Raw genomic sequence first — 25,665 nt, 5'->3', positions numbered from 1 at the left:
TGACCAGTAGCGGCCCATGTCCCCGTCAGCGCATGTTTTTTTTGTGTCCAACGCATGTTGTTTGCCGGGTGTGGGGTGAATGTCCAGGGCGCAAGCCTAAATAGCTCCAGCCGCGCTACTGGCGGTTTTCAGCACCCGGCATTTTGAATTTCTCAAGATGCCAACTCCTCTGAAAAGGAGCCAGTATGACCTCGTTTACATCTCCCGCCCCCGCCGAAAAATCCATCCGCTTTGAGTTCCTGCCCGATGGTCGCACGCCAGTGGTCTCCAGCAAGGAGGTCGCCGCGCGCTTCGGCAAGAAGCACAAGGACGTGCTGCGCGAGATCGACCGCCTGGGTGGCCAGCTCCCCGCTGATTTCTGTGGGCGCAATTTTGCGCCCACAGAAGAAAGCGTTGCCGTTCCTGCATCCGGCGGCTTTCGCCAGGACCGGGCCTTTGCCCTCACGCGCGACGGCTTCACCCTGCTGGCCATGGGCTTCACCGGGGCTGCCGCCGTGCAATGGAAGCTCAAGTACATTGAGGCCTTCAACGCCCTGGAACGGGCCGTGCTGGAGAACGCCCGCGCGGACGCCCTGACCGAAGGCGCGCGCATGGCCCTGCGGCTTACGCCCGCGCGCCGCAGGCGCATGAGGCGCGCCAGCGTGTACCGCGACAAGGGCTTAAGCATGGGCGATATCGCAAAACTTCTTGACGTGAACAAGCGGGAAGTCCATTACCTGCTGAGGACAGCCGAGGTGGTTGAGCCTAAGCGGCTGGGGGCGTAGCCATGCGCCTGCATTTTGAGGGAGACCACCCGGAAGATGTAGCCAGAAACGTGAAGGTCGTGCTCAATTTTTTGGGCCAGGCGGTAATTGAAAGCAACCCGCGCGTAGACCTGCTGGGCGGCGACGGACGCGCTGGGCTGGGCGTCATCATGGTGGCGCTTGAGAACAGCGTCGGCTACATTGAGCAGCGTTGCGAGGCCATGGCCTGCGGGCAAACAGCGAGAAGAGCAACGGTGAGGAGGGCACATGATTCTTGAAGCTATGGCCGTTGGCGCGGTTGTGGGGCTCAATATCGCCGCTTCCCGCCGTTATCCGTGGATTGGTGCGCTGTGGCTGTTTACTATTTTGGCCTTAGCCCTCATATTTTTCGCCGAAATAATGCATTCCCTTGTGGCGGGAGAGTCTGCAATGAAGCTGTTTGCTTTTGGAATGCTCGCCATTGCCCCTTATCCCGTGATAAATGAGACACATAAGGCTGTAAAAGAGTATGCCGTCACTGTGGCTGGGATGAAGTACATCTATGCAACGTATGCTGCGGTTGTCGTGTCAGCCCTATGGAGCATCGGGCGCATCGTCCAAATTGTCACCGGCTAACCCCGCCCCCTGAACCCCTTCATCCTGTCCCGCCCCCATTTGCCGCCTAGGATAGGCGGCACGTGGGGGCGGTTTTGTTTGCCCCTGGAAACCTTCAGGAGGCGAACATGCGCCGCACCAACGCCCAAGGCGTTCACATCATCAAAAGTTCAGAAGCCCTGCGGCTAAAGGCCTACCGCTGCCCCGCTGGCAAGTGGACCATAGGCTACGGCGACACCGGCCCAACGGTGCGCCCCGGCCTCACCATTACCGAGGCCGAAGCCGAGGAGCGCCTGGCCCGCCGCCTGGCGTTCGAGTTCGAGCCCGGCGTGGAGCAACTGCTGGCAGTAAGCGTCACCGGCAACCAGTTCAGCGCGTTGGTTTCCTTCGCTTACAACTGCGGCCTTGGTGAGGATGGCCTTGCCGGTTCCACCCTGCTGCGCAAGCTGAACGCGGGCGACTACGACGGCGCGGCCGATGAGTTCCCCCGCTGGACGCGCAGCAAGGGCCGCGTGCAGCCAGGGCTGGTCACCCGCCGCGCGGCCGAGCGTGAGCTGTTTTGCACGCCCGGCGACGGAGAGCCCGCGTGAACCTGCTGCGCCCCTTCAACGCCACCCCCGTGCCGACAGAGGCCCACACCGCCCTGGTGCTGGCCGCCTTCATCGCCCTTGTGGCCTTCCAAACCGTTGCCCTGTGGAAAGGCCAGGAGTTCAGCGCTGCCGCCTTTGGCGAGGCCCTGGGCATCCTGCTGGGCGGCGGCGGCGTGGCGGCGTTTGGGCAAAGTTTCCTCACCAAGGCGCGCGGCCAAATCACCAATCAAATCAGCGGCGGCAATGCCCGCCCAGACAACCCGGACAAGTAGCCCGGACAAAGAGGAGGCCCTTGTGGATTTGACCACCCTCACCGCAATTCCCGCCCGCAAGCTGGCCCTGGGCCTTGGCGGCGCGCTCGCCGTGCTGCTGCTGTGCCTGGCCAGCGCCTGGAGCGGCTACCGCCATGGCCACGCCACGGCCAAGGCCGAAGGCGACACGGCCCTTGCCGAGCTGCGCCAGGCCGAGGCCACCGCCTGGGCCGAGAGCAAGGCCAAGGCCTTGGACCGCTACGTTGCGGCCACCCAACGCGCGGACCAGACCGCCGCCGACTACCTTGCGGCCCGGCAGCGCCTGGCCCAAACCCGCACCCTCATCACCAAGGAGATACCCCATGCCACGGCTGGCCTTGCTGCTTGCGCTTTCGGCCCTGATTTTGTGCGCGTGTACAACCAGGCCCTTGGTCTCGGTGGCCCCGGAGTGCCCGAAGCCGCCAATTCCGGCGGAGCTGCGACAGACCCCGCCGCCCCCGCCGCCGCTGACGCCGGGCTACGCTGACGGCTCCAACGCCGCCAACGGGGCAGCCGCCAGCCCGGCCGACCTGCTGACCCACGCGGCGGACTACGGCGCATGGTGCCAGGGGGTGGCGGCCCAGCGCGACGCCCTGCTGAAACTGCTGACCGAGGAGGCCCGCTAATGGATTGGTGGGACAAGATTCTCAACGTGTTGTCGCTGGTGCTGGTGGTTATCCAGGGCCTGCTGGCCTGGGCCTTGTGGAGCCTGCGCAAACAGTTCGTCTCCGCCGAGCACTGCGACGGCAAATGCGCGGCCATGGCCGAAAAGCACGCCGCGCTTTCCCAGGCCCAGGCCCAGCTTGAGCAGGCGCAAAAGGCCCTGCCCGATGCGGACGAGGTGCAGGCCATGGCCGTGCAGCTGGCGGAAATCGAAGGCAGCATCAAGGCCGTCATGGCCACGGTGCAGGGCCAGGCCGAGCTTATGGCGCGCATAGAGCGGCCGTTGAACCTGTTGCTTGAGCACCACGTGCGCCGGGGGGACAGATGAACTTCGCAACGCTGCTTTCCGAGGACCGCCGCCTGGTCATCCTGCGCCTGCTTGCCGCCGCGCCGGAATACACCGCCAACGCCTTTGTGCTGCGGCCAGGGCTGGAGGCCGTAGGCCACGCGGTAAGCGCGGACCAGCTGGCCACGGAATTGGCCTGGCTGTCCGAACAGGCGCTGGTGAACCTGGACGCCGTGGCCGGTGTCACCGTGGCGCATTTGACCCCGCGCGGGGCGGATGTGGCCAGCGGCCGCGCGGCGCAGCCTGGCGTTAAACGGCCAGAGCCGGGCGCGCACGACATCATGAGCCTGGGCCTTGGCCTGATACGCGGCAAGATGGGGGCGTAGGCCATGGCGCACAAGGACGAAAAACGCCAGGGCTTACGCGCCGCCTACGTGCATGAGCGCCTGCCGCTGGAGCTTGCGGCGGACAAGGCGGGCGTGCCGCACAGCACCGCAGCCAGGTGGAAGCGCCAGGCGCGCGAGGCCGGGGAAGATTGGGACAAGCTGCGCGCGGCGTCGATCCTGGCCGGGGAAGGCATGGAAAACGTGGCCCGGCAGATGCTGGCCGACTACGTGGTGCAGCACAAAGCGCTGATGGACCTGATTAACGGCGACGCCGACCTGGGCGCTGCCGCCAAGGTGGATATGCTGGCCAGCCTGGCCGACAGCTTCAACAAAACCGTGGCCGCCAGCCGCCGCGTGCTGCCGGAGACGAACAAGCTGGCCACGGCGCTGGGAGTCATCAACAAGCTGTCCGACTTCATCCGCGCGAACTTCCCGCAGCACGCCGCCGCCTTTGTGGAGATTCTGGAGCCGTTCGGGGAAGAACTTGGCAAGACCTATTTTTGACGGATGTCTCCATCAAACTCTTCGTGTGGTTTTGGCATGATGGAGGAGATGAAGTACCCATTTCTAAAGCCGTTGTCTCGCCACTCTTCATACTCTTCTGGAGCAAAATCATGATACACGTGAGTATTTATTTCGTTGCCACTTCTATCATCCCACTGGCGAAATACTACAGTAAGCACCTTAGTGTCCGAATCGTAAGACCTGTGCACAACGACCGGCGTATCTGTGCTCATTGGCTTTCTCCTCTGCTAGCGTTGGTTTAAGGCAACTGGCAAGGCAATATGTCGAAGCTTAACCAAAAGCAATTCGCCCTGGAGCTTGCCCGCCTCGCCACCTCCCTGCGCCAGCAGATTGAGGCCGAATGCTCCGGCTTCGCGCCGGACCCGGAGGCGTCGAAAGAGCGCAAGGCGCGGGCGCAAAACGACTTCGCGTTCTTCCGGCGCACCTACTTCCCGCACTACACCAAGTATGGCGACAGCATCCTGCACACCTGGCTGGACGAACACCTGCCGCGCCTTGTGGACCTGCCCGCAGGCCAGCGCCTGGCCGTGGCCGCCCCGCGCGGCGAGGCGAAAAGCACCGTGGTTGGCCTGCAATTCGTCATCTGGTGCGGCGTAACCGGCCGCAAACGCTACATGCTGGAGATTGCCGACGCCTTTGAGCAGGCCGCCGCCCAGCTGGAGGCCGTCAAGGCCGAGCTTGAGGCAAACCCGCGCCTGGCGTTGGATTTCCCGGAGCACACCGGGGCGGGCCGCGTGTGGAACGCGGGCGTCATCATCACCAGCGGCAACGTCAAAGTGCAGGCCTTTGGCGCGAACAAGCGTATGCGCGGCCTGCGCCACGGCCCGCACCGCCCGGACCTGGTTATTTGCGATGACCTGGAGAACGACGAGAACGTGAAGAGCCCGGAACAGCGCGACAAGCTGGAAAAGTGGCTGCGCCGCACTGTGCTTTCCCTGGGCGAGGCGGGCGACACCATGGACGTGTTCGTCATCGGCACCGTGCTGCACCACGATTCCGTGCTCTCCCGCCTGCTGGCCGCGCCCCTGTGGCGGCACAAGAAGTTCCGGGCCATTCTCCAATGGCCCGACCGCATGGACCTGTGGGACGCCTGGGAAGAAACTCTCTTGAACGAGGGCGAAGAGGCGGCCCTGGCGTATTACGGCGAGCACCTGGCGGACATGGAACTCGGCGCCACCGTTTCGTGGCCCAGCGCCAGGCCGCTTTACAGCCTGATGCTCAAGCGCGCGCGCGACGGGCACGACGCCTTTGACAGTGAGCAGCAGAACGCCCCCGGCAGCGGCGATGACGCCCCGTTCAAGGTCATCACCTTCTGGGTGGACATTCGGCGCGACTGGCTGTTCTTCGGCGCGGTGGACCCCAGCCTGGGCAAGAAAGGCAAAAGCCGCGACCCCTCGGCCATTCTGGTGGGCGGCTGGTGCCGCGACACCATGACCCTGGATGTTGTGGAGGCCAGCATACGCAAGCGCCTGCCCGACCGCATCATCGAAGATGTGCTGGCCATGCACGCGCAGTACCGCTGCCTGCTGTGGGCCGTGGAGGCCGTGCAGTTTCAGGAGTTCCTGCGCACGGAGCTTATCCGCCGCGCCACCGAGCGCCGCATGGTCATTCCGGCCAAGGGCGTGGTGCCGCACGCGGACAAAACCCTGCGCATTGAGAGCCTGCAACCCTACTTCGCCCAGGGGCGCATCCGCCTGCACCCCAGCCAGAACACGCTGATTGAGCAGTTCCGCAACTTCCCCCTGGCCGACCACGACGACGGCCCGGACGCCACGCACATGCTGTGGGAGCTGGCCGTGGGCGGCTTCACCACCATGGCCTTTGACGCGGTGCCCAAGGATTCCGGCCCAAACTCGCGCAACCTCTGGAGCGGTAACGACGATGAAGATGACGACGATTATTGACCGGTTCAAGGCCGCCGTGGGCACCTTCCGCAAGGGGCCAGCGGATACCATGCAGTCCGATGCGCTGCCGCTTTTGCGCGCCGAGTACCTGGCCAGCCTGACGGGCGGCATCACCCCCCGCAAGCTGAACCAGATTCTGGCCAACGCGGACGCGGGCGACATTGTGGATATGTACCGCCTGTTCGCGGACATAGAAGACCGCGACGAGCATATCCACGCCGAGCTCTCCAAGCGCCGCCGGGCGCTCCTTGGCCCGCAGTGGAACATCATGCCCGGCAAGGGCAAGGGCACGGCCAAGAACCCGGACAAGCGCGCCCAGGCCATTGCCGAGGCCGTGCGTGAACAGTTCGACAACATACCGGACTTCGAGGACATGGTGCTGGACCTGGCCGACGGCATTGGCCACGGCTTTGCCGCGCTTGAAATTGAGTGGGGCTTTGATGGCCGCGCGCACGTGCCCGTGGCCCTGCACCACCGCCCGCCAACCTGGTTCCAGCTGCTGCCCCCGCAGTTCGGCGGCGACGGCAACACCTTGCGCCTGCGCGACGGCAGCATGGAAGGCCTGCCGCTTGCGCCCCTGGGCTGGGTGCGGCACCGCCACCGCAGCAAGTCCGGCTGGCTGGCGCGCTCCGGCCTGTTCCGCGTGCTGGTGTGGACCTTCCTGTTGAAGGGCTACGCGCGTGGCGACTTTGCCGAGTTCCTGGAGATCCACGGGCTGCCGCTTCGCGTGGGCACGTACCCGGCCACGGCCACCAATGAGGACAAGGCCGCCCTGCGCCGCGCCATTCAGGCCATTGGCCACGACGCGGCGGGCATCATCCCCGATGGCATGCTGATTGACTTCAAAGAGGCGGCCAAGGGCAGCGAGAAGCCCTTTGAGGCCATGTTGAGCCACTGCGAGCGCGGGCAAAGCAAGGCCATTTTGGGCGGCACGCTCACCAGCCAGGCGGACGGCAAGAGCAGCACCAACGCCCTGGGCAAGATTCACGACGAGGTGCGCCTTGACATCCTGGCCAGCGACGCCCGGCAGATAGCCAGCACCATCACTCAGCAAATCCTCATGCCCTTGGCCGTGCTGAACCTGGGCGTAAACGACCCGGCCTTGCTGCCGTGGTTCAAGTTCGACACCTCCGATACGGCGGACCTGGTGGAGCTGGCCGAGGCCCTGCCCAAGCTGGCCGGTGTAATGCGCATCCCCGAGGCCTGGGCGCACGAAAAGGCGGGCATCCCCCTGCCGGAAGGCGACGAACCCATACTGCAGGTAAGCCAGGGCCAGGCGCAAAACGCGGGCACCAAGCCCCCGTTAGCGCCGCCCGCCGCCACCGCCGCGTTAACGGCTGGCGAATCCGGCCAGGCGCGTTTCCCGGACCAGGAGGCCCTGGACGCGACAGAGGTTCCGGCGGCCGCCTTGCAGCAGGCCATGGAGGCGCTGACCGCCAGCCTGGTGGCCGAGCTGAAGCATGGCAAGACGCCGGACGAACTCTTGGCCGCCCTGGCCAGCCACTACCCGCGCATGGATACCCGCGACATGGAGGAGCAGCTTGCCCGCGCCATGTTCATGGCCGAGGTGTGGGGCCGCGTTTCGGCGGCGGGCGAAGGGGAATAGGCCATGGCGTACACGCGGAATTTTTTCATCGGTCCCTGGCTTGTGCGCCTGGTCGCCGACTTCTCGCGCCCCTGGGGCATCATCTTGTTCGGCGGTCGTTTCGCCCGGTTCGCCTGGTGCTGGGGCCAGGCTGAATCGCGGACTAGCTTTTGGCACTACAGGCTGTTGACCGTTGGGCCTCTTGGGATTGCCGTGGGCCGCGTCATCCGCATTGGGCAGGGAGGCTAGCCCATGGCCACGCCCGACGTTTCCTTGGGCTTCCTGCTCACCCTGCCGCCCAAGGACGCCATCAGTTACCTGGAATCCAAGGGGGCGCAGATCACGTTCAACTGGCACGAGGTGTGGCAAGAGGCCCAGGCCAAGGCCTTCACAGTGACCAATGTGGCCAGCCTGGACGTGCTGGAGGACATTCGCGGCGCGGTGAAGCAAGCCCTGTCCGAGGGCCGAACGCAAAAGCTGTTCGCCAAGGACCTGGAGCCCGTGCTTCGCGCCAAGGGCTGGTGGGGCAAGCGCACGGAAGTGGGGGCGGACGGGCAGGAAAAGACCGTGCGCATGGGCAGCCCGGCGCGCCTCAAGCTCATCTACCGCCAGAACATGCAGACGGCTTACCAGTGCGGGCGCTACAAGCAAATGCTGGAGAACGCGGACAACCGCCCCTGGTGGCGCTACGTGGCCGTGCTGGACCAGCGCACCAGGCCCGCGCACCGGCTGCTGAACGGCCGCACCTTCCGCTTTGACGACGCCTTTTGGGCCAGCCACTACCCGCCCAACGGCTGGGGCTGCCGCTGCCGCGTGCAAGCCTTGTCCGAAACAGGCCTGGCGCGCGAGGGCATCACCCCGGAGAGCGGCGAGGGCAACATGCGCACGCGCGACGTGGAGCTGGTGGACCGCCGCACGGGCGAAGCCAGCGTGCGCCAGGTCACGGGCTACAAGATCGGCACCGCCCCGGACGCGCCCACGGTGTGGACCGACCCCGGCTTTAGCTACCACCCCGGCGCGGCGGCCTACGGCCTGGACATGGAGGCCGCCCGGCGGCTCTCTCTGGTGCAGGATACCGGCCTGCGCGCCCAGGCCGTGCAGGCGCTGAACGGCAACCCGGCCCGGCGCCAGGCGTTTGAGAACTTCGCGCGCGGCGTGCTGGACACCCGGCGCGGCGGCACGGCCCAAGCCCAGGTGGTGCATTTTATGCGCTCGGAAGTTGCCCAGGCCGTACGCGAGGCGGGCGGCGAGCCCGTGCAGGTGGTCACGGCCAGCGCCAAGCGCCTGCTGCACGCGGACAGCGCCAAGCACCGCCGCATGGGCACGGCCCCGGCGCGGGAGGATTTGCTGCGCCTGCCGCAGCTCCTGGACGAGGCCACGGCCGTCTTGTGGGACGCGGAAAACGCCAACCTGGTCTACGTGTGCCCGACCAAAGAGCCGGGGCGCGTGCTCAAGATAGTGGTGGACGTGCCCATGCGCCCCAAGGACGCCAAGGGCCTGGCCAAGCTGGGGCGCTTTGACGCCGTGGTGAATGTCATGGAGATTGGCGAGATTGACGCGCGCCCGCTGGCGCAATCGCAGCTGCGGCTTCTTTGGGCGAAAGAATAACCCCGTGGGGGCGGAGTCGAACCGCATACCTGCAAGGGGGTTGCCCCCCTCCAGCCCGCTTACCGGCTTCGGGTACGCCCACAGGGTCTAGTGAGAAAATACGCATGATCGAAATTGAAGTCAATATAGACATTGTGAAAGCCGGGCTCACCCGCCTGGCGCGGCTGGGCGAGGACATGAGCCCGCTCACCCGCGACCTGGCCGAGGTGCTCAAGGGCGGGGTGGACCGCGCCTTTGCCGATGAGGAAGACCCGGCCACGGGCGAGAAGTGGCGCCCGCTTTCCCCGGCCACCTTGGCCCGCCGCGCCAAGGCCGGGCACACCGGCGCAATCCTCCAGGTTTCCGGCCAGCTGGCCGCCAGCATTCAAACCGAGCACGGCCCGCACTTTGCCGCCGTAGGCACCAATAAGGTGTATGCGGGCACGCACCAGCGCGGCGCAAAGAAGGGCAGCTTCGGCCAGGCCAAGCGCGGCACGCGGGGTGCGGGCCGCCGCAACGCACGCAACTACACCGCGCGCGGCGGGGCCACCGTGGGCGGCTGGCTCTCTGGCCGCGCCCGGGGCGGCAGCATGCCCCTCCCCTGGGGCGACATCCCGGCCCGGCCCTTCTTGGGTATCGGCAAACCGGAGGAAGCGGAAATTGAGGAGAGCGTGCGTAGGGCCGTGCGAAGCGCGCTGGAAGGGGCGTAGGGCGCATGAGGCTGCCATGTAATTTCTAACGGCACGCTAACGCTGCAAACGGGCAACCTCCTTCGCCTACTGAACCCCTTCATCCTGTCTCACGCCCCCTTGCCACCGTAAAACCGGTGGCATGAAGCGCAAGCCCACCGATACCACACACAACGTCGCCCACCTGGCCATGCCCCTTTCCGGGGGCGTGGCCTTGTCTGTTTCCCACCCTGACATGCCCGAAGGCATGAACGCCCAACTGTTCCCGGACGGCCCCTTTGCCGCGCGCGATGGCCGCCCGGCCACCGCCACCGAGGGCGCGCTTTCGGCCTGGCGCATGGACGCCGACATCGCCGCCGCGCTCACCGCCAAGGTGGCCGCGCGCGAAACCCCGCTGCCCGTGGACTACGAGCACCAGCTCATCCTGGCCAAGCAAAACGGCAAGCCCGCCCCGGCCTCCGGCTGGGTGGAGGCCGTAGCCTACGTGCCTGGCCGTGGGCTCTTCGCCGCCGTCAGCTGGACCGCCAAAGCGCGCGAACACATCTCGGCCGACGAATACCGCTACATCTCCCCCGTCTTCCGCTTCGACCAAGCCACCGGCGCGGTGCTCGAAATCTTGAGCGTCGCGCTCACCAACAACCCGGCCCTGGACGGCATGGACGCCGTGGCCTTGGCCGCGCTGTTCCCTTCGGCCTCTGCCGCAACCACAACTCCCCCCCAAACCAAGGAGACGAACATGGACGAACTTTTGGAACGGCTGCGCTGGCTGCTTAACCTGCCCATCACCGCCACGGCGGAGGAGATCGTGGCGCAGTTGGACAAGCTCAAGGCGCAGCTTACCGGCGGCGACGATGCTGCCGCCAGCGTGGACTTGCTGGCACTGCTCAAGGGCCTGAAGGAAAAGGACGAGAGCATCGCCGCGCTCACCGCCCAGGTGGAAAAGCCGGACCCGGCCAAGTATGCGCCCGTGGCCGCGCTGGCCAACTTGCAGCAGGCCAACGCGGCGCTTGCGGCCAAGCTGGAGCAGCTGGCCAACGGCGCGCAGGTGGCCAAGGTGGACGCCGTGATTCAGGCCGCCTTGGCCGACGGGCGGCTCACCGCTGGCCTGGAGCCCTGGGCGCGCGCGCTTGGGGCCAAGGACGAAGCCGCGCTCACCGCCTACCTCACCGCCGCCGCGCCCGTGACCGCGCTCGGCTCCATGCAGAGCAGCGGATTGCCCGGCGGCCAGCCCCCGGCGGGCGGCTCTGCCACCGCCGCCCTCTCGTCCGAGGAAATCTTCGTCGCCGATCAGCTCGGCATGACCCACGCAGAGTTCAAAACCGCAAAGGAGGCCAAGTAAATGGCAGTCATCACCCCCGCCCTCATCGCTGCAATGATGACCGGCTACCGGTCCGAGTACCAGCGCGTGTTCGGCGAAACTCCGTCCGACTATGCCGCCGTGGCCACCCTGGTGCCGTCCAGCTCTAAGAGCAACACGTACGGCTGGCTGGGCCAGTTCCCGCAACTCATCGAATGGGTTGGCCCCCGCGTGGTGAAGGATATGGCCGCCCACGGCTACTCCATCATCAACAAGCTGTACGAGGCCACCGTGGGCGTGCCGCGCACCGACATCGAAGACGATGAAGTGGGCGTGTACAAACCGCTGGTGGGCGAAATGGGCCGCGCCGCCAAAGTCCACCCGGACGTGCTGTCCTTTGCCCTGCTCAAGGCTGGCCTGACCACCCTGTGCTACGACGGGCAGAACTTCTTTGATACCGACCACCCCGTATACCCCAACGTGGACGGCACCGGCGTGGCCGCCACCGTTTCCAACTGCCAGGCTGGCACCGGCGCGCCCTGGTATCTCTTGGACTGCTCCCGCGTGCTCAAGCCGCTCATCTTCCAGGAGCGCACCAAGCCGGAGCTGACCCAGCTCACCGACGCCAAGGACGAGAAGGTGTTCGACACCGACACCTACCGCTTTGGCGTGCGCTACCGCTGCAACGTGGGCTTCGGCTTCTGGCAGTTGGCGTACATGAGCAAGGCCGACCTGACCACGGACAACTTCAACTCGGCCTATGCGGCCATGTCCAGCCTCACCACCGATGGCGGCCGCCCCCTGGGCATTCGGCCCACGCTGCTGGTGGGTGGCCCCTCCCAGCGCACCAAGATTCTGGAAATCACCAAGGCCACCCGCCTGGAGAACGGCAAGGACAATATCAACCAGGGCGTGGTCGACGCCCTTGTGACGCCTTGGCTGGCGTAAGGAGGCGCGCGCATGGCCCGCATCATCCGCATCAAGGCCCAGCCGCACGTGCCCGGCGGGCGCTTCTGCCGCGCCGGGCGCTGCTTCGGGGCGCAGCCCACGGAGTTGCGCGAGGACGAAATTCCCCCCGAGGTGCTGGCGGCGTTTCTGGCCGAGCCCATGCTCGTGGTGGAGATCGAAGTGCGCCTGGAACCCAAGGCCGAAGCCAAGGCTGCGGCCCCGGCTCCCGCTGCCCCCGTTGCCACCACAGCCCAGGCAGCGACCGAGGCTGCGGAGGACATGCAGGACGCCGCCGAAAGCCCCGCCGCCGTGGCCAAGACTGACGCCCCGGCTTCGGACGCCAAGGCCGAGCCCAAGCCCGCCGCCAAGCCCGCCAAGCCCGTCGCGAAGAAGGAGGGCGGCAAGTAATGGCTTACGCCACCGTCGCTGACCTCATCGCGGCTTACGGGGAGCAGGAGGTAATAGCCCTGACCGACCGTGAGGAGCGCCAGGACGCCGACAACCTCGGCACGGTGGACAGCACCGTCGCGCTGGGGGCTCTGGAACGGGCCTCCAGCGAGGCGGACACCTACGTGGCCGCGCGCTACGCCCTGCCGCTCTCCAGCGTGCCCCAGGCCCTTGCCGTGGCCGTGTGCGACATCGCCCGCTTCCGCTTGAGCGGGGGCGAAACCACGGAGACCACGCCCATAGCCGATCGCTACAAGGCGGCCATAGCCTGGCTGAAGGACGTGGCCGCAGGCCGGGCCGTGCTGCCGGGCGTGGCCACCAGTTGCCCCGGTGGCGAGGGCGGCGGCTCGGGCGGCGTGGAGTTCAGCACGGGCCGCCGCGTGTTCGCCCGGCCCGGCCAAGAGGAGGAAGCGTGATGCCCGGCGTGTCCAGAAGCAGCATTGAGGACGGCATCATGGCGCGCATTGCCGGGGCCAGGCTGCCGTACCTGCGCACCCTGGCCACCTACGGCGGCGAGCTGGACGAGGACCTGGGCGAATCCATTCGGCGCTTTCCGGCGGCCTGGGTGGCCTTCAAGGGCGAGGGCGAGGGCCAGCGCCTGACGACTTCGGGCAGCGTGTACCGCATCCCCGCCACCTGGGTGGTGCTGGTGGCCGCGCGCAACCTGCGCAACGAAGCCGCCACCAGGCGCGGCGATCACGTGCGCGTGGGCACCTACCAGATGCTTGCGGACCTGCGGGCGCTTCTGGCCGGGCAGGACTTTGGGCTTGAAATCGACAACCTGCGGCCGGGACGCGTGCAAAGCCTGACCAACGCGCGCTTTCAGGGCCAGGGGGTAAGCGTCTACGCCCAGGAATGGCACACCCGGTACGACTTCCGCGTGGCCGAACGCGGCACCGGCGCGCCCGTGGGAAGCGATGGCCAGCCCGCCGAGCTGCCGCCGCTTTCGGCCCTGGGCCTCAACTACCATCTTTCGCCGGACGACGGCCAAGCCGACGCCGTGGACCTCATCACCCTGCAACAGGGGCGGTTGGCATGAATGGGCTAGCTCGTCAGTTTGGCTCTGCGCTCTTTCAACATTTCTGGGAGGGTGAAAGCGTACATCAGAAACAGCTCCGTAAACGACTTGAGCGTTTCGCAAGTTTCCTTGTCGATGGGGTCCCCATCGTGTGCAGCTTCGTTGCCGTCAAGGCGAATTGCGTGAGCCCAATCCTTCATAGCAGGAGTAATTTTATTCTTTGTAGCGAGCGCGTCAATTCTATTAACAAGATTACCCTTTGTCTCTTCGAGTTCTTTTGTCGCGAGGTCAAGTGCTTTGCGAAACATTGCACCTGCGGCATCGAACTGGTTCCTGAGCAAATTATCAATCCCTTGCAAATAGCACCTTTTAATATTTTCAGTAATATACCCAGGGGCCGACGGGGATTCTTTTGACGGATATATATTTAAGATAGCGTATGCATCAGACAACCGTATGTCGCCGTCATATGAATGAGGTTGAGCGGGTTTAACGAAAAAACCACCAACGTTTACAAGCTCAGAAACAACAACAGTAGCACAAACTCCACACTTACAATGATTGCAAGCCAAAAACAATGTAAAAACATTACCTTTATCATTTGTCACAACATCTGCAACGGAACGAAATGCTGCATTTTCAGTGTGGCAATGTGGACAATAGCAAGAAAAATAACTCATACCCCCCCCATAACAACAAAGACTTTAACGTTATTATTATGCGTTTGTACCGCACCCGTCAACCAATCAGGAGGAATCCATGCTTGTGAAAGCAGCCCCCGGCTTGCGCGTGCCCAAGGAGGCCAAGCCCCGCGAGTACATCACCGACGCCAAGGCCGTGGATGTGCCGGAAACCCCGTACTACCTGCGCGCCCTGGCCTATGGCGACCTGATGCTTGCCCAGGCCGAAACCGCGTCCGCCGCCGTCCCCACTGCGGGCAAAAGCGGCAAGAAGGAGTAGCCCATGGCCAGTCCCAACATCAGCTTTGAAAAAATCCCGGCCAGCATCCGCAAGCCGGGCAAGTATATTGAGTTCAACACCCGGCTTGCCGTGCGCACATTGCCCGCCAACGCGCAAGAGGTGCTCATCCTGGGCCAGCGCCTGGCCGGGGGAGAAGTGCCCGCGCTCACGCCCACCCGTGTGTTCAGCGACGCCGAGGCCGCCGCGTATTTCGGCCAGGGCAGCATGTTGCACCGCATGGTGCGGGCGGCCATCCGCGCCTACCCGTACATAAGCATCACCTGCCTGGCCCTGGATGACGCCGCCGCAGGCGTGGCGGCAACCGGCACGGCGACCCTGGCCGGAACGGCCACCGGCTCCGGCGTGGCCACCGTGCGGGTGGGCCTGGACCTGGTGCAGGTTGCCGTGGCCAGCGGCGACACCGCCGCAGACGTGGCCGCCGCTCTTGCCGCCCAGGCCAGCCAGCAGCCGGACCTGCCCGTGACGTTCTCGGCCAACGCCGGGGTGCTCACCCTCACCGCCCGGCACAAGGGCGCGCTGGGCAACGCCGTCAAGATCGCGGCCAGCTGCACCGCGCCGGGCCTTTCCGCGTTGGTTTCGACCATGGCCGGGGGCGAGACGGACCCCGGCATAGCCGCCGCCTTGGCCGTGGTGGCCAGCGCCGGGCACGATGTCATCATCACCCCCTACGCCGACGAAACCGGCCTCACCGCCCTGCGTGAGCACCTGGAGTTCACCGGCGGGCCGCTGGAGCAGCGCGGGGCCGTGGCCGCGTATGCCCTCACCGGTACGCTGGCCAGCGCCACCACCTTGGCGGGCCAGGTGAACCACGGGCGCATCAGCGGGGCGCTCTTGCGCGGCGCGCGCCGCCTGCCCTGGGAAATCGCCGCCGCCTATGGCGCGGTTATCGCCAGCGAGGAAGACCCGGCAAGGCCGCTGAACACGCTCACGCTCACCGGCGTTGACGCGCCGGATGTGGCCGACCGGCTTACCCGCACCGAACAGGAGGTGCTGCTGCGAAACGGCGTCACCCCGCTTGAGGTCGGCCCGGACGGCACCAGCGTGCAGATCGTGCGCGCCATCACCACCTACACCGTGGACCCGCAGGGCATTGAGGACGTGAGCCTGCTGGACCTGACCACCATCCGCACGCTGGACTACGTGCGCAAGGCGGTGCGCGAGCGCGTGGCCCTGCGCTTCCCGCGCGAGAAGCTGTCCAGCCGCACCCCGCCCGCCGTGCGCGGCGAAATTCTGGACGTGCTGCGCAAGCTGGAGGAGCTGGAGATTGTGGAAGAGGTGGAAGCCAACAAGGACGGGGTCATCTGCGAACGCGACAGCCAGGACGTGAACCGGCTGAACGCCAAGATTCCCACGGACGTGGTCAACGGCCTGCATGTGTTCGCGGGCCGCATTGACCTTCTGCTCTAGCACGAAAGGAGGCCAGACATGGCGCTGAAGGAATACCTGGGGGCCATCATCCTTGAGGTGGATGGCAAGGAAATTGAGATTGAGGCGTTCGACGAAGACCACAAGACGGGCCGCAGCCTGGTCAAAACCATGAACCGCAAGGGCAGGCCCAGCGGCTATTCCGAGGGCGTGCACGAATGGACGCTCAAAATAACCGCGCCCATTCCCAAAACCGGCGCGCCGGATTGGGACAAGATCATAGGCGCCAAGCTCACCGTGTTTCCGGTCACCGAAGGCGGCGAGCGCATCGCCTTTGTGGACTGTGTGAGCCTGGGCGATTCCCGCAAATACACGGCGGACGGCGCGGCCAAGGTGGATGTGACCTTGGCCGCCATGGACCGCATCAAGGAGTAAGCACATGGCGCTGACGGAAAAAGGAACGCTGGCCTTTGGCGTGGAAGTGGACGGCGTGGTCCATAAGGATTTTGAACTGCGCCTGGCCACCATGGCTGATTGGGAGGACGCCCTGGAGGCGGCGGGCGAAGGCGCGTGCCAGGCCCGCGTGAACCGCCACGCCTGGGCCAAAACCTTGGTGAAGCTGGGCGCCCTGCCCAGGGAGCAGATCACCGCCGAGCTGCTGGGCAGCCTGGCGGCGACGGAATACGGCCTGCTGGCCGCTGCGGAGGCCAGCCTGCGGGGAAAGCTCGCAGCCGCGAACGCCAGCTCCGGGAGCTCCGGCTCGTAGAACTGGCGTTGACGCGGCACGGCTTCAGCCTGGCCGACATCCGGGTCCTCACCGCCCCGCAGGCCAGGAGCTACATGGAGCTTCTGGCCGATGCGGCCGCCGGAAAAACCAGCGGCGGCAAACGGTACGTGAACCAACGCATGAAAAACAAACGCAGGTAGCCAATGCCGGACATGGACATGCAGGTCACGCTCAAGCTGCGCGACCAGGTGAGCGCGGAAAGCCAGCGCGCGCTGGAGGCCGTGCGCAAGGGCGTGCAGTCCACGGGCGCGGCGGTGGACGGTTCCGGCAGGGCCACGCGCGATGCTGGCCGCGCGGCGGTGGAGGCGGGCAAGGCCACCGCCCAGGCGGCAAACCAGGCCGCCACGGCGGTCAGCCAGCAGGCGGCGGCCACGGACCGCGCCGCCAAGGCCACCCGCGAGCTGGGCCAGGCCGCCAATGAAACCAAAGCCAGGGCCGAGCAAATGGCCAAAGCCTGGAGCGACCTCGGACACAAGGAGCGCAACGTCCTGGGCCTGGTAGGCCGCCTGCGCGAAGTGGACCGTTACGCCCGCCGGGCGGAACAGGGCTTGGCCAGCGCCGCGCGCAGCGCCGCCCGCCTTGGCCAGGGCGTGGCCCAGGGCGGCGCGGCCCTGGCCGCTGGCGGCTACGTGGCCGGGCGGGCGCTGGCCAAGCCCGTGGACTTTGAATACCGCCTGGCGCAAATGGCCAACACCGCCTTTGCGGACCAGGGGGTGGAGGGCAGGCGCGCTGGCATGGGCACGCTGCGGGGCGCGGTGGACCTGGCCGTGCGCCAGGGCGGCGGCACGCGCGACGAAGCCGCCGAGGCCCTGGACAAGATGCTGGCCAGCGGCGCGATGAAGGCCGACGTGGCCACCAAGCTGCTGCCGGTGCTGCAAAAGCGCGCCACGGCCAGCGGCGCAGGCACGGGCGACCTGGCGGACATAGCCATTCGCGGCATTCAGCAGGGTTTCTTCAAGCCCGAGCAGGTGGAACAGGCGCTGGATAAGGCCCTTGTGGCCGGGCAGATGGGCGGCTTTGAGCTGAAGGACATGGCCCGCTGGCTGCCGCAGATGATGGCCAACGCGGCGGGCATGAAGAGCATGGGCGGCTTTGAGCGCATTCTGGCCAGCGCCCAGGCCAGCGCCGTGACGGCGGGCAACAAGGACCAGGCGGGCAACAATCTGGTCAACCTGCTGGCCAAGCTGAACAGCCGCGATACGGCCCTGGACTTCAAAAAACAGGGCATCGACCTTTCCGGCACCTTGGCCAAGGCGCGGGAAAACGGCCAGCTGCCCCTGGACGCCTTCATCCAGCTCATCGATACGCAGGTGGTGGGCAAGGACAAGGCGTTCCAGGCCTTGAAGGCCAAGGCGGCCACGGCCCAGGGCGGCGAGAAGACCGCCGCCTACGACGGCATGGCGGACATTCTGCAAGCCAGCGCCGTGGGCAAGGTGGTGCAGGATAGGCAGGCAATGCTGGCCCTAGTGGCCGAGATGACCCAGCGCGACTACGTGCGGCAGGTGCTGGGCGGCATGGGCAAGGCGGCGGGCGCGGGCGAAACCAGCTTTCAGGTCATGGCGGGCACCACCGCCTACAAGCTCCAGCAGGCCACGAATGAAAAGGACATCGCCGCCTCCCGCACGCTGGACGCCGTGGGCGGGCCGCTGGGCAACGTGGCCGCCAAGGCCACGGAGCTGGCGCGCGAATTTCCGGTGCTGGCCACGGCCAGCTTTGCCGCTGCCACGGCCATATCCGCCCTGGCCGCCTCCGCCGGAACCCTTGCCGCCGGGCGACTGCTGTTCGGAGGGCGCGCGGCGGCTGGCGCCGCAGGGGCCGCAGGCGCTGCCGCCCCGGCAACCGCCCTGGGCCGTGCAGCTGCCGGGGCCAAGGGCGGCTGGGCTGGCGCTGCCGGCCGCTGGGCCGGGCGGGGCGGCGGGCTCTTAGCCGTGGCCGGAACGGCTTTGTCCGTCCATGGCACAGAGACGGACGATTCCCTCACCCGCGCGCAAAAGAACGCCGCCCACACCGGCACCGCCGGGGGAGCAGCGGGCGCGTGGGCCGGGGGCGTGCTTGGGGCCAAGGCGGGCGCTGCCGCAGGCGGGGCCATCGGCGCATTTTTCGGCGGCGTGGGGGCCGGGCCAGGCGCGCTCATCGGTGGCGCAATAGGCGGCGGCTTTGGTGCATGGAAGGGTTATGATGCTGGCAAGAGCCTGGGCGACAAGGCGGGCGAGCTGCTGTTCAAAGAAAATACAGTGCAAACCGTGCATGTGACTGGCGAGTTGAAAGGAGACGGGCGTGACCTGTACGCTGTTTTTGATGCCCGCGCACGTGCGGAAGCTCAACGGCATTAGGAGCTGATGCAATGGCCTGGAAAGACACCCTGCTTCCCGCCAGTTTCCGGGGCGCGCCTTTTGAGGTGCTGCGCACCCGCGACCATGGCGAAAAGGCCGTGGCCCTCCACGAATATCCCTACCGCGACGGCGGCGAGGTGGAAGACCTGGCCCGCAAGGCCCGGCGCATCAGCATCACCGCCGTGTTTTGGGGGCCAGGCTACGAGCAGGCGCTTGAAAAGCTCATCAAGGCCCTAGGCGAACGCGGCGCGGGCGAGCTGGTGCACCCGGTGTTCGGGCCGCTCAAGGCCCAGGCCGTCAGCTGGGACATCCCCCACGAGGGCGAGCGGCCGGATTACGCCGAGGTGGCGCTGGAGTTCGTGGAAGCCGGGGCGGACACGCCGTTTTTCGCGCGCACCTGGCCCATGGTGGGGGCCAAGGCGGACACCGCCCGCGCCGGGACGCTTGGCGTGCTGGAGCACGCCGTGGCCAACAGCAAGAACCCCGGCGCGCTGGTGCGTTCCGGCCTGCGCAGCCTGGCGGGCCTTCAGGCCCAGCTTTCCGGCCAGCTGTTGAGCGGCTATGACATCCTTTCCTCCCCGGCCGCCTGGGCGGCCGATGCCGCCAGCCTGGTGCGCGGTCTGGCGGACCTGCGCAGCTTTGGCGCGGGCTCGCTCCTGCCGGATTTCAACGGCCTGCTGGCCTCGCTGACTGCGGCCATTCTGCTGCCGTCCTTTTCCGGTTCCGGCGGCGGCTCCGGCGGAACTGGAACCGGCGGCGTGTTCTGGACAGCCCCCGGCACGGATGAAGCCGCAACGCCACCGGTCCAGGGCGCGGAGCTGGACACCGCCGCCGCCCATGTGCTGGCCGAGGCCGCCGTTGGCCTTGCTGAAGCCGCGCAAACCGTGCTGGAAGCCGAGGCGCAAACGCCCACGCTCTCCCCGGTGGAGATTGAAACCGTTGCCGGCAATTCACGCGAACTCATCCAGACCAGTATCGACACCTACCGCGCCGTGTACCCGGTGGAGCAGGCGCACGCGGCCACCGAGCCCTTGAAGGACGTGGCGCTTGCCGTGCAGCAGTCCGCCGCCGCCGTCATCGCGGCCCGGCCGCCGCTTGTCGCCCACACCGTGGCCGCGCGCAGCTGCCCGCGCCTGCTGGCCCACCGGCTGTACGGCGACCACACCCGCGCCCTGGAAATTCAGCGGTTAAACGCCTTGCGCGATCCCAACTTTCTAACGCCCGGCCAGGAGCTGACCGTCTATGCAAAGTAGCGATGACGCCGACAAGGTGGGCCTTATTATAGACGGGCGCGAACACCGCGATTGGGAACGCTACGAGGTGGATTCGGACCTGCTGACCCCGGCGGACGGCTGGCGGGTGAGCCTTGGTTTGCCCGCCCCCACGGACGGCCAGGCCCTGCCGGAATATGTGCGGCCCTGGGCGCCGGTGACGCTGACCCTGGGCGGCCAGGTCATTTTGCGTGGCCGCCTGGACAGCATGGAAACCGACGTGGCCAAGGACGCCCACACCCTGTCCCTTTCCGGGCGCGACCTGGCCGGGGTGCTGGTGGATTGCTCCGCCCCGGTGTTCAGCGCGCGGCAGTGCGGCCTGGACGAAATCGTGGCCAAGATGGTGCGGCCCCTGGGCATAACGTCCATCAAAGTGGAAGCGGGCACTGCCCGCCACGACAAGATTTCGGTGGACCCCGGCATGACCGCCTGGGACGCGCTTGAGCGCGTGTGCGAGCAGAACGGCTGCTGGCCGTACTTCGCGCCGGACGGAACGCTGGTCATCGGCGGGCCGGACTACACCGACGCCACCAACCCGCCCGTGGGGCAACTGACCGTGCGCGCCAGCGGGCAGGACGGCGGAAAGGGCAACAACGTGCTGCGCCTGGTGGAGCGGCGCGGCGTGCAGGAGCGCTATTCCGAAGTGACGGTGCTTGGCCAGGGCCACGGCACGGAAAGCGCGGAGGGCGCGCACAACATCCGCGCCACGGCCAAGGATAGCGCGGCGGACGCCCCCGTGAACCGCCCCAAGATAGTGGTGGAGGCGGATTGCGAAACCACCGGCCACGCCCAGCGCCGGGCGCGCAAGATTGTGGCGGACGGCAAGCTGGCCGCCTATGAGATCCACGCCAGCGTGCGCGGGCACCGGGTGCTGGGGGCGATTGGGGCAAGCGGCCTGGCCCCCCTGTGGACGCCCGGCCAGCGGGTGCGCGTGGTCAGCGAGCCGCACGGCATAAGCGGCGTGTACTACCTCATGCGCCGCACCTTCCTGTGCGGCCGGGGCCAGGGGCAGATAACGGAGCTGGCGCTGAAGCCGGACGGCCTGTGGCAGCCGGACGTGAGCCACCACAAGCGGCACAAACGCAAGGCCGGGGCTGGCGCGGGCGCGGGAGGCATTGTCGATCTATGATTCGTGACGTGATGCGCTACGTTGACCGCAGGTTTGCGGGCCTGCGCCTGGCCTTCCGCGCCAGGCTGTCCACCCTGGGCAAGGGCGCGGCTGTGCAGTTGGCCCAGGCCGAGGCCTTGGCGGGCGAGCGCCTGCAAGCCGCCGAGCTGTTCCAGCACTTCGGCTTCACCAGCGCGCCGCCGCCGGGCACGCAGCTCATTGTGCTGCCCCTGGGTGGCAGCACCGCGCACAGCGTCATCATCGCCACGGAGAACGGGGCGTACCGGGTGGATGTGGCAAGCGGCGAGGCCTGCATCTACAGCATGTGGGGCGACAAGGTGCATTTGAAGCAGGAGCGCATCGAGGTGGAGACAAAGACGCTGCACATTAAGGCCAGCCAGCAGGTTGTTTTCGAGACGCCCTCAATCACCATGCAGGGCACTGGCGGCGGCGCGGCGGCGGCCACCATGACGGGCAGCCTGCACACCACGGGCGCTATCACTTCTGACGGCGACCACGTGGCGGGCGGCGTGAGCCTGGAGCACCACACGCATCCGGGGGATAGCGGGGGCACGACGGGGGAGCCCAAATAAACAAAGCCCAAGCCTCCACAGAAGCTTGGGCCACCCAGCGTTGCCGTATGGGACTGCGGTCCACGGCAAACACCTTCGTCACTGAAGAATATCTGATGAAACTCTATTTACTCGGAGGGGCGAGCGCGGGAAGTTGCTGTCCAGATTTCACAATTTCAACAGCTTGGGCGAAACGCTTCTGGAATGTTCCCTCTGTCAGCGTTGTTGCGACATTGAGTGTAACACGGCGCTTTGTAACAACGGTGACACGGGTATGGTCCGCATCAACAGGGACAACCCAGGCCCCCATGACTGTTCCCCAAGAGACCAAGTTCATGCCGGAGCTTGTCAGCATGTAGTCTTGTTCAGGATGCTCCTCAATGGCGTCACAACCTTCCCAGCGAAAAACCGTCTTTGCTATATCCCAGGCCTGTGCTTTCTTTACTTCGTAAGTGACCGTGGTTCCCTCAGACCCATCCTGCTTTGCCTGAACCACGTCGTGCATCGTTGCACACCCTTGCACAAAACAGATAACGAGCAAAAACAAAACAACACGCATACGCATAAAAAAATTTCTCCTTTATATTTATTAAATTTATGATATCATGTTTCGCGCAAACGTGCAACAGCACTCCCACTGAACCCCTTCACCCTGTCCTCTCCCCCCGCCGCCACTAGAGTGGCGGCATGGCGGACGCATACCTTGACCCCACCACCGGCGGCTATCTCCTCGAAGGCGGCGCGCTGATTCCAGACCCGGCGCGCGGCCTGGCCAATGCCGTGTTTCTGCGGCTCATGACGCCGCTGGGCAGCTATTGGGCGGACGCCGCCCTGGGCTCGCGCCTGCACGAGCTGGCGCGCGAAAAGGACGTGGAGCGCGTGGCCGTGCTGGCCAAGGCGTATTGCGAGCAGGCGCTTCAGCCGCTTCTGGACGACGCCCGCGCTTTGGCCATCGCCGTGAGCACCGAGCGCCAGCACGACGGCTGGCTGCGCCTAGCCGTGCAGGTGACGGACGCGGGCGGGCGCGAGCACCTGTTCAACCACCACGTGAGGGTCAGCTGATGGGCTTCACTCCCCCGGACTACGCGGCCATCAAGGCGGGCATCTTGCGCGATGTGCAGAACCAGCTGCCCGACGCCGCCACCGGCGCGGACTCGGATTTCGGCGTGCGCGCCGGGGCCACGGCGGCGGCGGTCGAAGGCTTATACCAGCACCAGGCCTGGATAGCGCGCCAGGTGTTCCCGGACACGGCGGACACGGAATGGCTGGAGCGCCACGCCGCCCTGCACGGCCTCACGCGCAAGCGGGCCACCGTGGCCCAGGGCGCGGCCACGTTCTCCGGCACGCCTGGCGCGGTCATCGCGGTGGGCACGGAGGCCAAGACGCTCGCCGGGCTGGTGTTCGTCACCACGGCCGAAGGCACCATCGGCGCGGGCGGCAGCGTTGCCGTGCCGGTGCAGGCGGGCGCGGCGGGCACGGCCTACAACCTGGCTGCGGGCGCGGGCCTCACGTTGACCAGCGCGCCCAGCGGCGTGCAGGGCGCGGCCGTACTCACCAGCGCGGCCATCGGCGGCACAGACGCGGAAAGCGACGCAAGCCTGCTGGCCCGCGTGCTGGACGTGCTCCGCAATCCGCCCGCTGGCGGCAACAAGGCCGATTGGCGGCGCTGGGCCATGAATGTGGACGGCGTGACCGCCGCCTACGTGTTCCCGCTACGGCGCGGCCTGGGCACGGTGGACGTGTGCGTCACCAGCGCGGGCGGCCTGCCGTCGGCGGAAATTTTGGAGGCCGTGCGCGCGTACCTGGACGAGATGCGGCCAGCGGCGGCCTCGGATTTCCTGGTGCTGGCCCCGGAGCTGGCGCCGGTTCCCGTGACGGCGCAGGCGCGGCTTTCCGGCCTCACCCTGGCCCAGGCCGAAGCCGCCATCACCACGGCCCTGGCCGCGTACTTCGCCACCCTGGAGCCCGGCGATCCCGCCTATCTTTCGCGCATCGAGACGGCCATTTCCGGCGTTTCCGGCGTGGTGGACCGCGTGGTGACGAGCCCGGCGGCCAACGTGGACATGGGCGCAATCCAGTGGGCGCGCCTGGGCGCGGTGACTGTGGAGCTGCTGCCATGACCGGCTTCACCGTAAACCATGCGGAACTTTTAACGCTGCTTTTGCCCACGCCCTACGAGGCCACGGGCGAGGTGCTGGCCGCCAGCCTGGCTGCCGAGGGCGCGGCGCTGGACGCCGCCCACGCCAGCGCCCAGGCGGTGCTGGAGGCCATCAGCCCGGCGGGCGCGGACGGCCTGTGGCTGGCGGACTGGGAGCGCGTGCTGGGACTGCCGGACGCTTGCGCGGGCGGCTACGCCCAAACGCAAGCCGAGCGCATCGCCGCCGCCCTGTCTAAAATCCGCCAGCGCGGCGGCCTGTCCCGCGCCTATTTCATCGGCCTGGCCAAGGCGCTCGGCTTTGCCATCACCATTGAGGAGCACGCGGTCTACACCTGCGAGAGCCCGTGCGACCAACCCATTTGCGACGAGCCCTGGCGCTTCGTGTGGACCGTGCGCGGCCCGGAAGTGACCGTGCGCGAATTCACCTGCGAAAGCGGGTGCGAGGACCCCTTGTCCAGCTGGGGCAACGCGGCGCTGGAATGTGTCATCAACCGGCTGAAGCCCGCGCACACCTTTGTTATTTTCGCCTACGGCAACACATAGGAGGAGCAATGTACCCCGTCAAAACCGCAACCGCAGTCACCAGCAGGCCGCCCTACAACGCCGAGGGCGCGCCGGGCTTCTTCACGGCGGGCAACGCCGTGGCGGGAATTCCGGCCACCGTGCCTGGCGAGCATTGGTTTAACATGACGCAGGAGGAGTTGCTGAACGTCATCCGCGCCGCCGGGCTTGCCCCCAGCGCCACGGACGACACCCAGCTGCGCCAGGCCGTGGCCGGACTCATTCTGGACGCCGTGGCCGGGCATAATGAGTCCGCCGCCGCCCACGCGGACATCCGCCAACTCATCGCGGGCATCAACATCCCCGCTGCGTCCGAGACTGTGGCGGGCATTGTGCGCTTGTCCACCGCTGACGAAGCTCATGCGGGCACGGACAACACCACGGCCATGAGCCCGACGGATGTGGCGACGGCCATCGCGGCCGCCCGCTGGTCCGATGCGTTGGCCCGCGATAACGCGGCGATGTCCACATTTGTTGCGCACCTCACTGCGGGGCGCGCCAGCGGCCCGGTGCCCCGAGGCGGCATCTGGACCCTGGCGACCAACGAGCTTTCGGGCAGCGGCGCGTACTACGACGCCAGCGGCCATGCTTACCATAACCAGGTCCCCAGCAGCGTGGACCATTCTGGGACGATAAGCGCGGGGACTCCCAACGTTTCCGGGTACACTGTCGTGGATACATCCGTCGTCATCGCCAATGGCCGTGTCGTAACGCATGTGCGCATCTATGCCACGGCCTCCAGCACCGGAGTCATCTACGTGTTTCAGCGCACGGCAGCCGGAGCGTATACCGTCGTCGCGTCGGGAGGTTTTAGCCATACGGGCAGCGGATGGGAGCAGTTCGCGCTCTCTGCGGCGTACACAGTTCCAGCCACGGGAACATATATGGTCGGTGCGTATTCCGCCAATTTCGGGGCGTGCAGCTACCACACCGCTGGCCGGGCGTACAAGACGGGATCAAGCAGCGGCAGCGTCACC

Annotated in this window: 34 protein-coding genes and 1 pseudogene; 32 read left to right on the top strand and 3 right to left on the bottom strand. The window is 66.7% G+C overall.

Annotated features, from left to right (window positions below):
* Window positions 1-185: 185 nt before the first annotated feature.
* From CHB73_RS09015 to CHB73_RS08975, 9 genes are all read left to right on the top strand, one after another.
* Window positions 186-764: a Rha family transcriptional regulator gene (locus CHB73_RS09015; RefSeq protein ID WP_089274252.1), complete on the top strand. Its 579-nt coding sequence runs from the start codon at window positions 186-188 to the stop codon at window positions 762-764.
* A gap of 2 nt (window positions 765-766) precedes the next feature.
* Window positions 767-1,021, top strand: coding sequence for a hypothetical protein (locus tag CHB73_RS09010; protein ID WP_089274251.1), 255 nt, complete (start codon window positions 767-769; stop codon window positions 1,019-1,021).
* Window positions 1,011-1,358 (top strand): hypothetical protein, encoded by a 348-nt coding sequence (locus tag CHB73_RS09005; RefSeq protein WP_089274250.1) that lies wholly within the window; start codon window positions 1,011-1,013, stop codon window positions 1,356-1,358. The genes CHB73_RS09010 and CHB73_RS09005 overlap by 11 nt, the downstream gene beginning before the upstream one ends.
* Before the next feature lie 107 nt (window positions 1,359-1,465).
* Window positions 1,466-1,927, top strand: coding sequence for a lysozyme (locus tag CHB73_RS09000; protein ID WP_089274249.1), 462 nt, complete (start codon window positions 1,466-1,468; stop codon window positions 1,925-1,927).
* Complete coding sequence (locus tag CHB73_RS08995; protein WP_089274248.1) at window positions 1,924-2,199, top strand: hypothetical protein; 276 nt, start codon at window positions 1,924-1,926, stop codon at window positions 2,197-2,199. Before CHB73_RS09000 ends, CHB73_RS08995 begins: the two co-directional genes overlap by 4 nt.
* Window positions 2,171-2,704 carry a hypothetical protein gene (locus CHB73_RS08990; RefSeq protein WP_179216982.1) on the top strand — a complete coding sequence of 178 codons (534 nt, stop codon included), beginning with the start codon at window positions 2,171-2,173 and terminating at the stop codon, window positions 2,702-2,704. The genes CHB73_RS08995 and CHB73_RS08990 overlap by 29 nt, the downstream gene beginning before the upstream one ends.
* A gap of 138 nt (window positions 2,705-2,842) precedes the next feature.
* The gene (locus CHB73_RS08985; protein WP_089274246.1) at window positions 2,843-3,208 is read left to right on the top strand and encodes a hypothetical protein; all 366 of its coding nucleotides are present in this window, start codon (window positions 2,843-2,845) and stop codon (window positions 3,206-3,208) included.
* The gene (locus CHB73_RS08980; protein WP_089274245.1) at window positions 3,205-3,552 is read left to right on the top strand and encodes a VpaChn25_0724 family phage protein; all 348 of its coding nucleotides are present in this window, start codon (window positions 3,205-3,207) and stop codon (window positions 3,550-3,552) included. Before CHB73_RS08985 ends, CHB73_RS08980 begins: the two co-directional genes overlap by 4 nt.
* Window positions 3,553-3,555: 3 nt before the next feature.
* Complete coding sequence (locus CHB73_RS08975; RefSeq protein ID WP_089274244.1) at window positions 3,556-4,056, top strand: DUF1804 family protein; 501 nt, start codon at window positions 3,556-3,558, stop codon at window positions 4,054-4,056.
* Here CHB73_RS08975 and CHB73_RS16455 read toward each other — a convergent pair.
* Complete coding sequence (locus tag CHB73_RS16455) at window positions 4,047-4,289, bottom strand: hypothetical protein (RefSeq protein ID WP_143337350.1); 243 nt, start codon at window positions 4,287-4,289, stop codon at window positions 4,047-4,049. The genes CHB73_RS08975 and CHB73_RS16455 overlap by 10 nt on opposite strands.
* A 48-nt stretch (window positions 4,290-4,337) precedes the next feature.
* Between CHB73_RS16455 and terL the strand changes: the two genes are divergently transcribed.
* From terL to CHB73_RS08925, 10 genes are all read left to right on the top strand, one after another.
* Window positions 4,338-5,981, top strand: a complete 1,644-nt coding sequence (gene terL / locus CHB73_RS08970) for a phage terminase large subunit (RefSeq protein ID WP_089274243.1) — start codon at window positions 4,338-4,340, stop codon at window positions 5,979-5,981.
* Window positions 5,965-7,587 carry a DUF935 domain-containing protein gene (locus CHB73_RS08965; protein ID WP_179216981.1) on the top strand — a complete coding sequence of 541 codons (1,623 nt, stop codon included), beginning with the start codon at window positions 5,965-5,967 and terminating at the stop codon, window positions 7,585-7,587. The genes terL and CHB73_RS08965 overlap by 17 nt, the downstream gene beginning before the upstream one ends.
* Before the next feature lie 3 nt (window positions 7,588-7,590).
* Window positions 7,591-7,815, top strand: a complete 225-nt coding sequence (locus CHB73_RS08960; RefSeq protein WP_089274241.1) for a hypothetical protein — start codon at window positions 7,591-7,593, stop codon at window positions 7,813-7,815.
* Between the two features lie 3 nt (window positions 7,816-7,818).
* A complete protein-coding gene (locus tag CHB73_RS08955; protein WP_089274240.1) occupies window positions 7,819-9,174 on the top strand; it encodes a phage head morphogenesis protein in 1,356 nt (451 codons plus the stop codon).
* A 104-nt stretch (window positions 9,175-9,278) separates the two neighbouring features.
* Window positions 9,279-9,863 (top strand): phage virion morphogenesis protein, encoded by a 585-nt coding sequence (locus tag CHB73_RS08950; RefSeq protein WP_089274239.1) that lies wholly within the window; start codon window positions 9,279-9,281, stop codon window positions 9,861-9,863.
* Between the two features lie 121 nt (window positions 9,864-9,984).
* Complete coding sequence (locus CHB73_RS08945) at window positions 9,985-11,181, top strand: phage protease (RefSeq protein WP_179216980.1); 1,197 nt, start codon at window positions 9,985-9,987, stop codon at window positions 11,179-11,181.
* Window positions 11,182-12,087, top strand: a complete 906-nt coding sequence (locus CHB73_RS08940; protein WP_089274238.1) for a Mu-like prophage major head subunit gpT family protein — start codon at window positions 11,182-11,184, stop codon at window positions 12,085-12,087.
* 12 nt (window positions 12,088-12,099) lie between these two features.
* Window positions 12,100-12,495 (top strand): hypothetical protein, encoded by a 396-nt coding sequence (locus CHB73_RS08935; RefSeq protein WP_089274237.1) that lies wholly within the window; start codon window positions 12,100-12,102, stop codon window positions 12,493-12,495.
* A complete protein-coding gene (locus CHB73_RS08930) occupies window positions 12,495-12,950 on the top strand; it encodes a gp436 family protein (protein WP_089274236.1) in 456 nt (151 codons plus the stop codon). Before CHB73_RS08935 ends, CHB73_RS08930 begins: the two co-directional genes overlap by 1 nt.
* Window positions 12,950-13,573 carry a DUF1834 family protein gene (locus CHB73_RS08925; RefSeq protein WP_089274235.1) on the top strand — a complete coding sequence of 208 codons (624 nt, stop codon included), beginning with the start codon at window positions 12,950-12,952 and terminating at the stop codon, window positions 13,571-13,573. The genes CHB73_RS08930 and CHB73_RS08925 overlap by 1 nt, the downstream gene beginning before the upstream one ends.
* Before the next feature lie 5 nt (window positions 13,574-13,578).
* On the opposite strand, the gene CHB73_RS08920 is transcribed toward CHB73_RS08925, so the two are convergent.
* On the bottom strand, window positions 13,579-14,232 hold the full coding sequence (locus CHB73_RS08920) for a DUF4145 domain-containing protein (protein WP_089274234.1): 654 nt from the start codon (window positions 14,230-14,232) through the stop codon (window positions 13,579-13,581).
* A gap of 79 nt (window positions 14,233-14,311) precedes the next feature.
* Between CHB73_RS08920 and CHB73_RS08915 the strand changes: the two genes are divergently transcribed.
* From CHB73_RS08915 to CHB73_RS08880, 9 genes are read left to right on the top strand one after another with little or no spacing between them, the layout of a single operon-like run.
* Complete coding sequence (locus CHB73_RS08915; RefSeq protein WP_089274233.1) at window positions 14,312-14,512, top strand: hypothetical protein; 201 nt, start codon at window positions 14,312-14,314, stop codon at window positions 14,510-14,512.
* A gap of 3 nt (window positions 14,513-14,515) precedes the next feature.
* Window positions 14,516-15,940 carry a phage tail sheath C-terminal domain-containing protein gene (locus CHB73_RS08910; RefSeq protein ID WP_089274232.1) on the top strand — a complete coding sequence of 475 codons (1,425 nt, stop codon included), beginning with the start codon at window positions 14,516-14,518 and terminating at the stop codon, window positions 15,938-15,940.
* 18 nt (window positions 15,941-15,958) lie between these two features.
* Window positions 15,959-16,333: a phage tail protein gene (locus CHB73_RS08905; RefSeq protein WP_089274231.1), complete on the top strand. Its 375-nt coding sequence runs from the start codon at window positions 15,959-15,961 to the stop codon at window positions 16,331-16,333.
* A gap of 4 nt (window positions 16,334-16,337) precedes the next feature.
* Complete coding sequence (locus tag CHB73_RS08900; protein WP_089274230.1) at window positions 16,338-16,664, top strand: hypothetical protein; 327 nt, start codon at window positions 16,338-16,340, stop codon at window positions 16,662-16,664.
* An 8-nt stretch (window positions 16,665-16,672) separates the two neighbouring features.
* Window positions 16,673-16,825: a hypothetical protein gene (locus tag CHB73_RS16790; RefSeq protein WP_179216979.1), complete on the top strand. Its 153-nt coding sequence runs from the start codon at window positions 16,673-16,675 to the stop codon at window positions 16,823-16,825.
* Window positions 16,826-16,828: 3 nt separating this feature from the next.
* On the top strand, window positions 16,829-19,018 hold the full coding sequence (locus CHB73_RS08895) for a phage tail tape measure protein (protein WP_143337349.1): 2,190 nt from the start codon (window positions 16,829-16,831) through the stop codon (window positions 19,016-19,018).
* Between the two features lie 11 nt (window positions 19,019-19,029).
* Entirely contained in the window at window positions 19,030-20,271 is a 1,242-nt protein-coding gene (locus tag CHB73_RS08890; RefSeq protein WP_089274229.1) for a DNA circularization protein, read from the top strand.
* The gene (locus CHB73_RS08885) at window positions 20,261-21,418 is read left to right on the top strand and encodes a phage baseplate assembly protein (RefSeq protein ID WP_089274228.1); all 1,158 of its coding nucleotides are present in this window, start codon (window positions 20,261-20,263) and stop codon (window positions 21,416-21,418) included. The genes CHB73_RS08890 and CHB73_RS08885 overlap by 11 nt, the downstream gene beginning before the upstream one ends.
* Window positions 21,415-21,990, top strand: coding sequence for a phage baseplate assembly protein V (locus tag CHB73_RS08880; RefSeq protein ID WP_089274227.1), 576 nt, complete (start codon window positions 21,415-21,417; stop codon window positions 21,988-21,990). The genes CHB73_RS08885 and CHB73_RS08880 overlap by 4 nt, the downstream gene beginning before the upstream one ends.
* A 103-nt stretch (window positions 21,991-22,093) precedes the next feature.
* On the opposite strand, the gene CHB73_RS08875 is transcribed toward CHB73_RS08880, so the two are convergent.
* Entirely contained in the window at window positions 22,094-22,534 is a 441-nt protein-coding gene (locus CHB73_RS08875) for a hypothetical protein (protein WP_089274226.1), read from the bottom strand.
* A gap of 122 nt (window positions 22,535-22,656) precedes the next feature.
* On the opposite strand from CHB73_RS08875, the gene CHB73_RS08870 reads away from it, so the two are divergent.
* From CHB73_RS08870 to CHB73_RS08855, 4 genes and pseudogenes are all read left to right on the top strand, one after another.
* Window positions 22,657-23,031: a phage GP46 family protein gene (locus CHB73_RS08870; RefSeq protein WP_089274225.1), complete on the top strand. Its 375-nt coding sequence runs from the start codon at window positions 22,657-22,659 to the stop codon at window positions 23,029-23,031.
* Window positions 23,031-24,089, top strand: a complete 1,059-nt coding sequence (locus CHB73_RS08865) for a baseplate J/gp47 family protein (protein ID WP_089274224.1) — start codon at window positions 23,031-23,033, stop codon at window positions 24,087-24,089. Before CHB73_RS08870 ends, CHB73_RS08865 begins: the two co-directional genes overlap by 1 nt.
* Entirely contained in the window at window positions 24,086-24,670 is a 585-nt protein-coding gene (locus CHB73_RS08860) for a YmfQ family protein (RefSeq protein WP_089274223.1), read from the top strand. Before CHB73_RS08865 ends, CHB73_RS08860 begins: the two co-directional genes overlap by 4 nt.
* An 8-nt stretch (window positions 24,671-24,678) precedes the next feature.
* Window positions 24,679-25,665, top strand: a pseudogene (locus tag CHB73_RS08855) (hypothetical protein); the annotation flags it as partial.

The sequence above is a fragment of the Humidesulfovibrio mexicanus genome (assembly GCF_900188225.1).
Taxonomy (GTDB): domain Bacteria; phylum Desulfobacterota; class Desulfovibrionia; order Desulfovibrionales; family Desulfovibrionaceae; genus Humidesulfovibrio; species Humidesulfovibrio mexicanus.
Note: the sequence above shows the minus strand (reverse complement) of the source record. Positions and strands in the feature narration are given on the sequence as shown.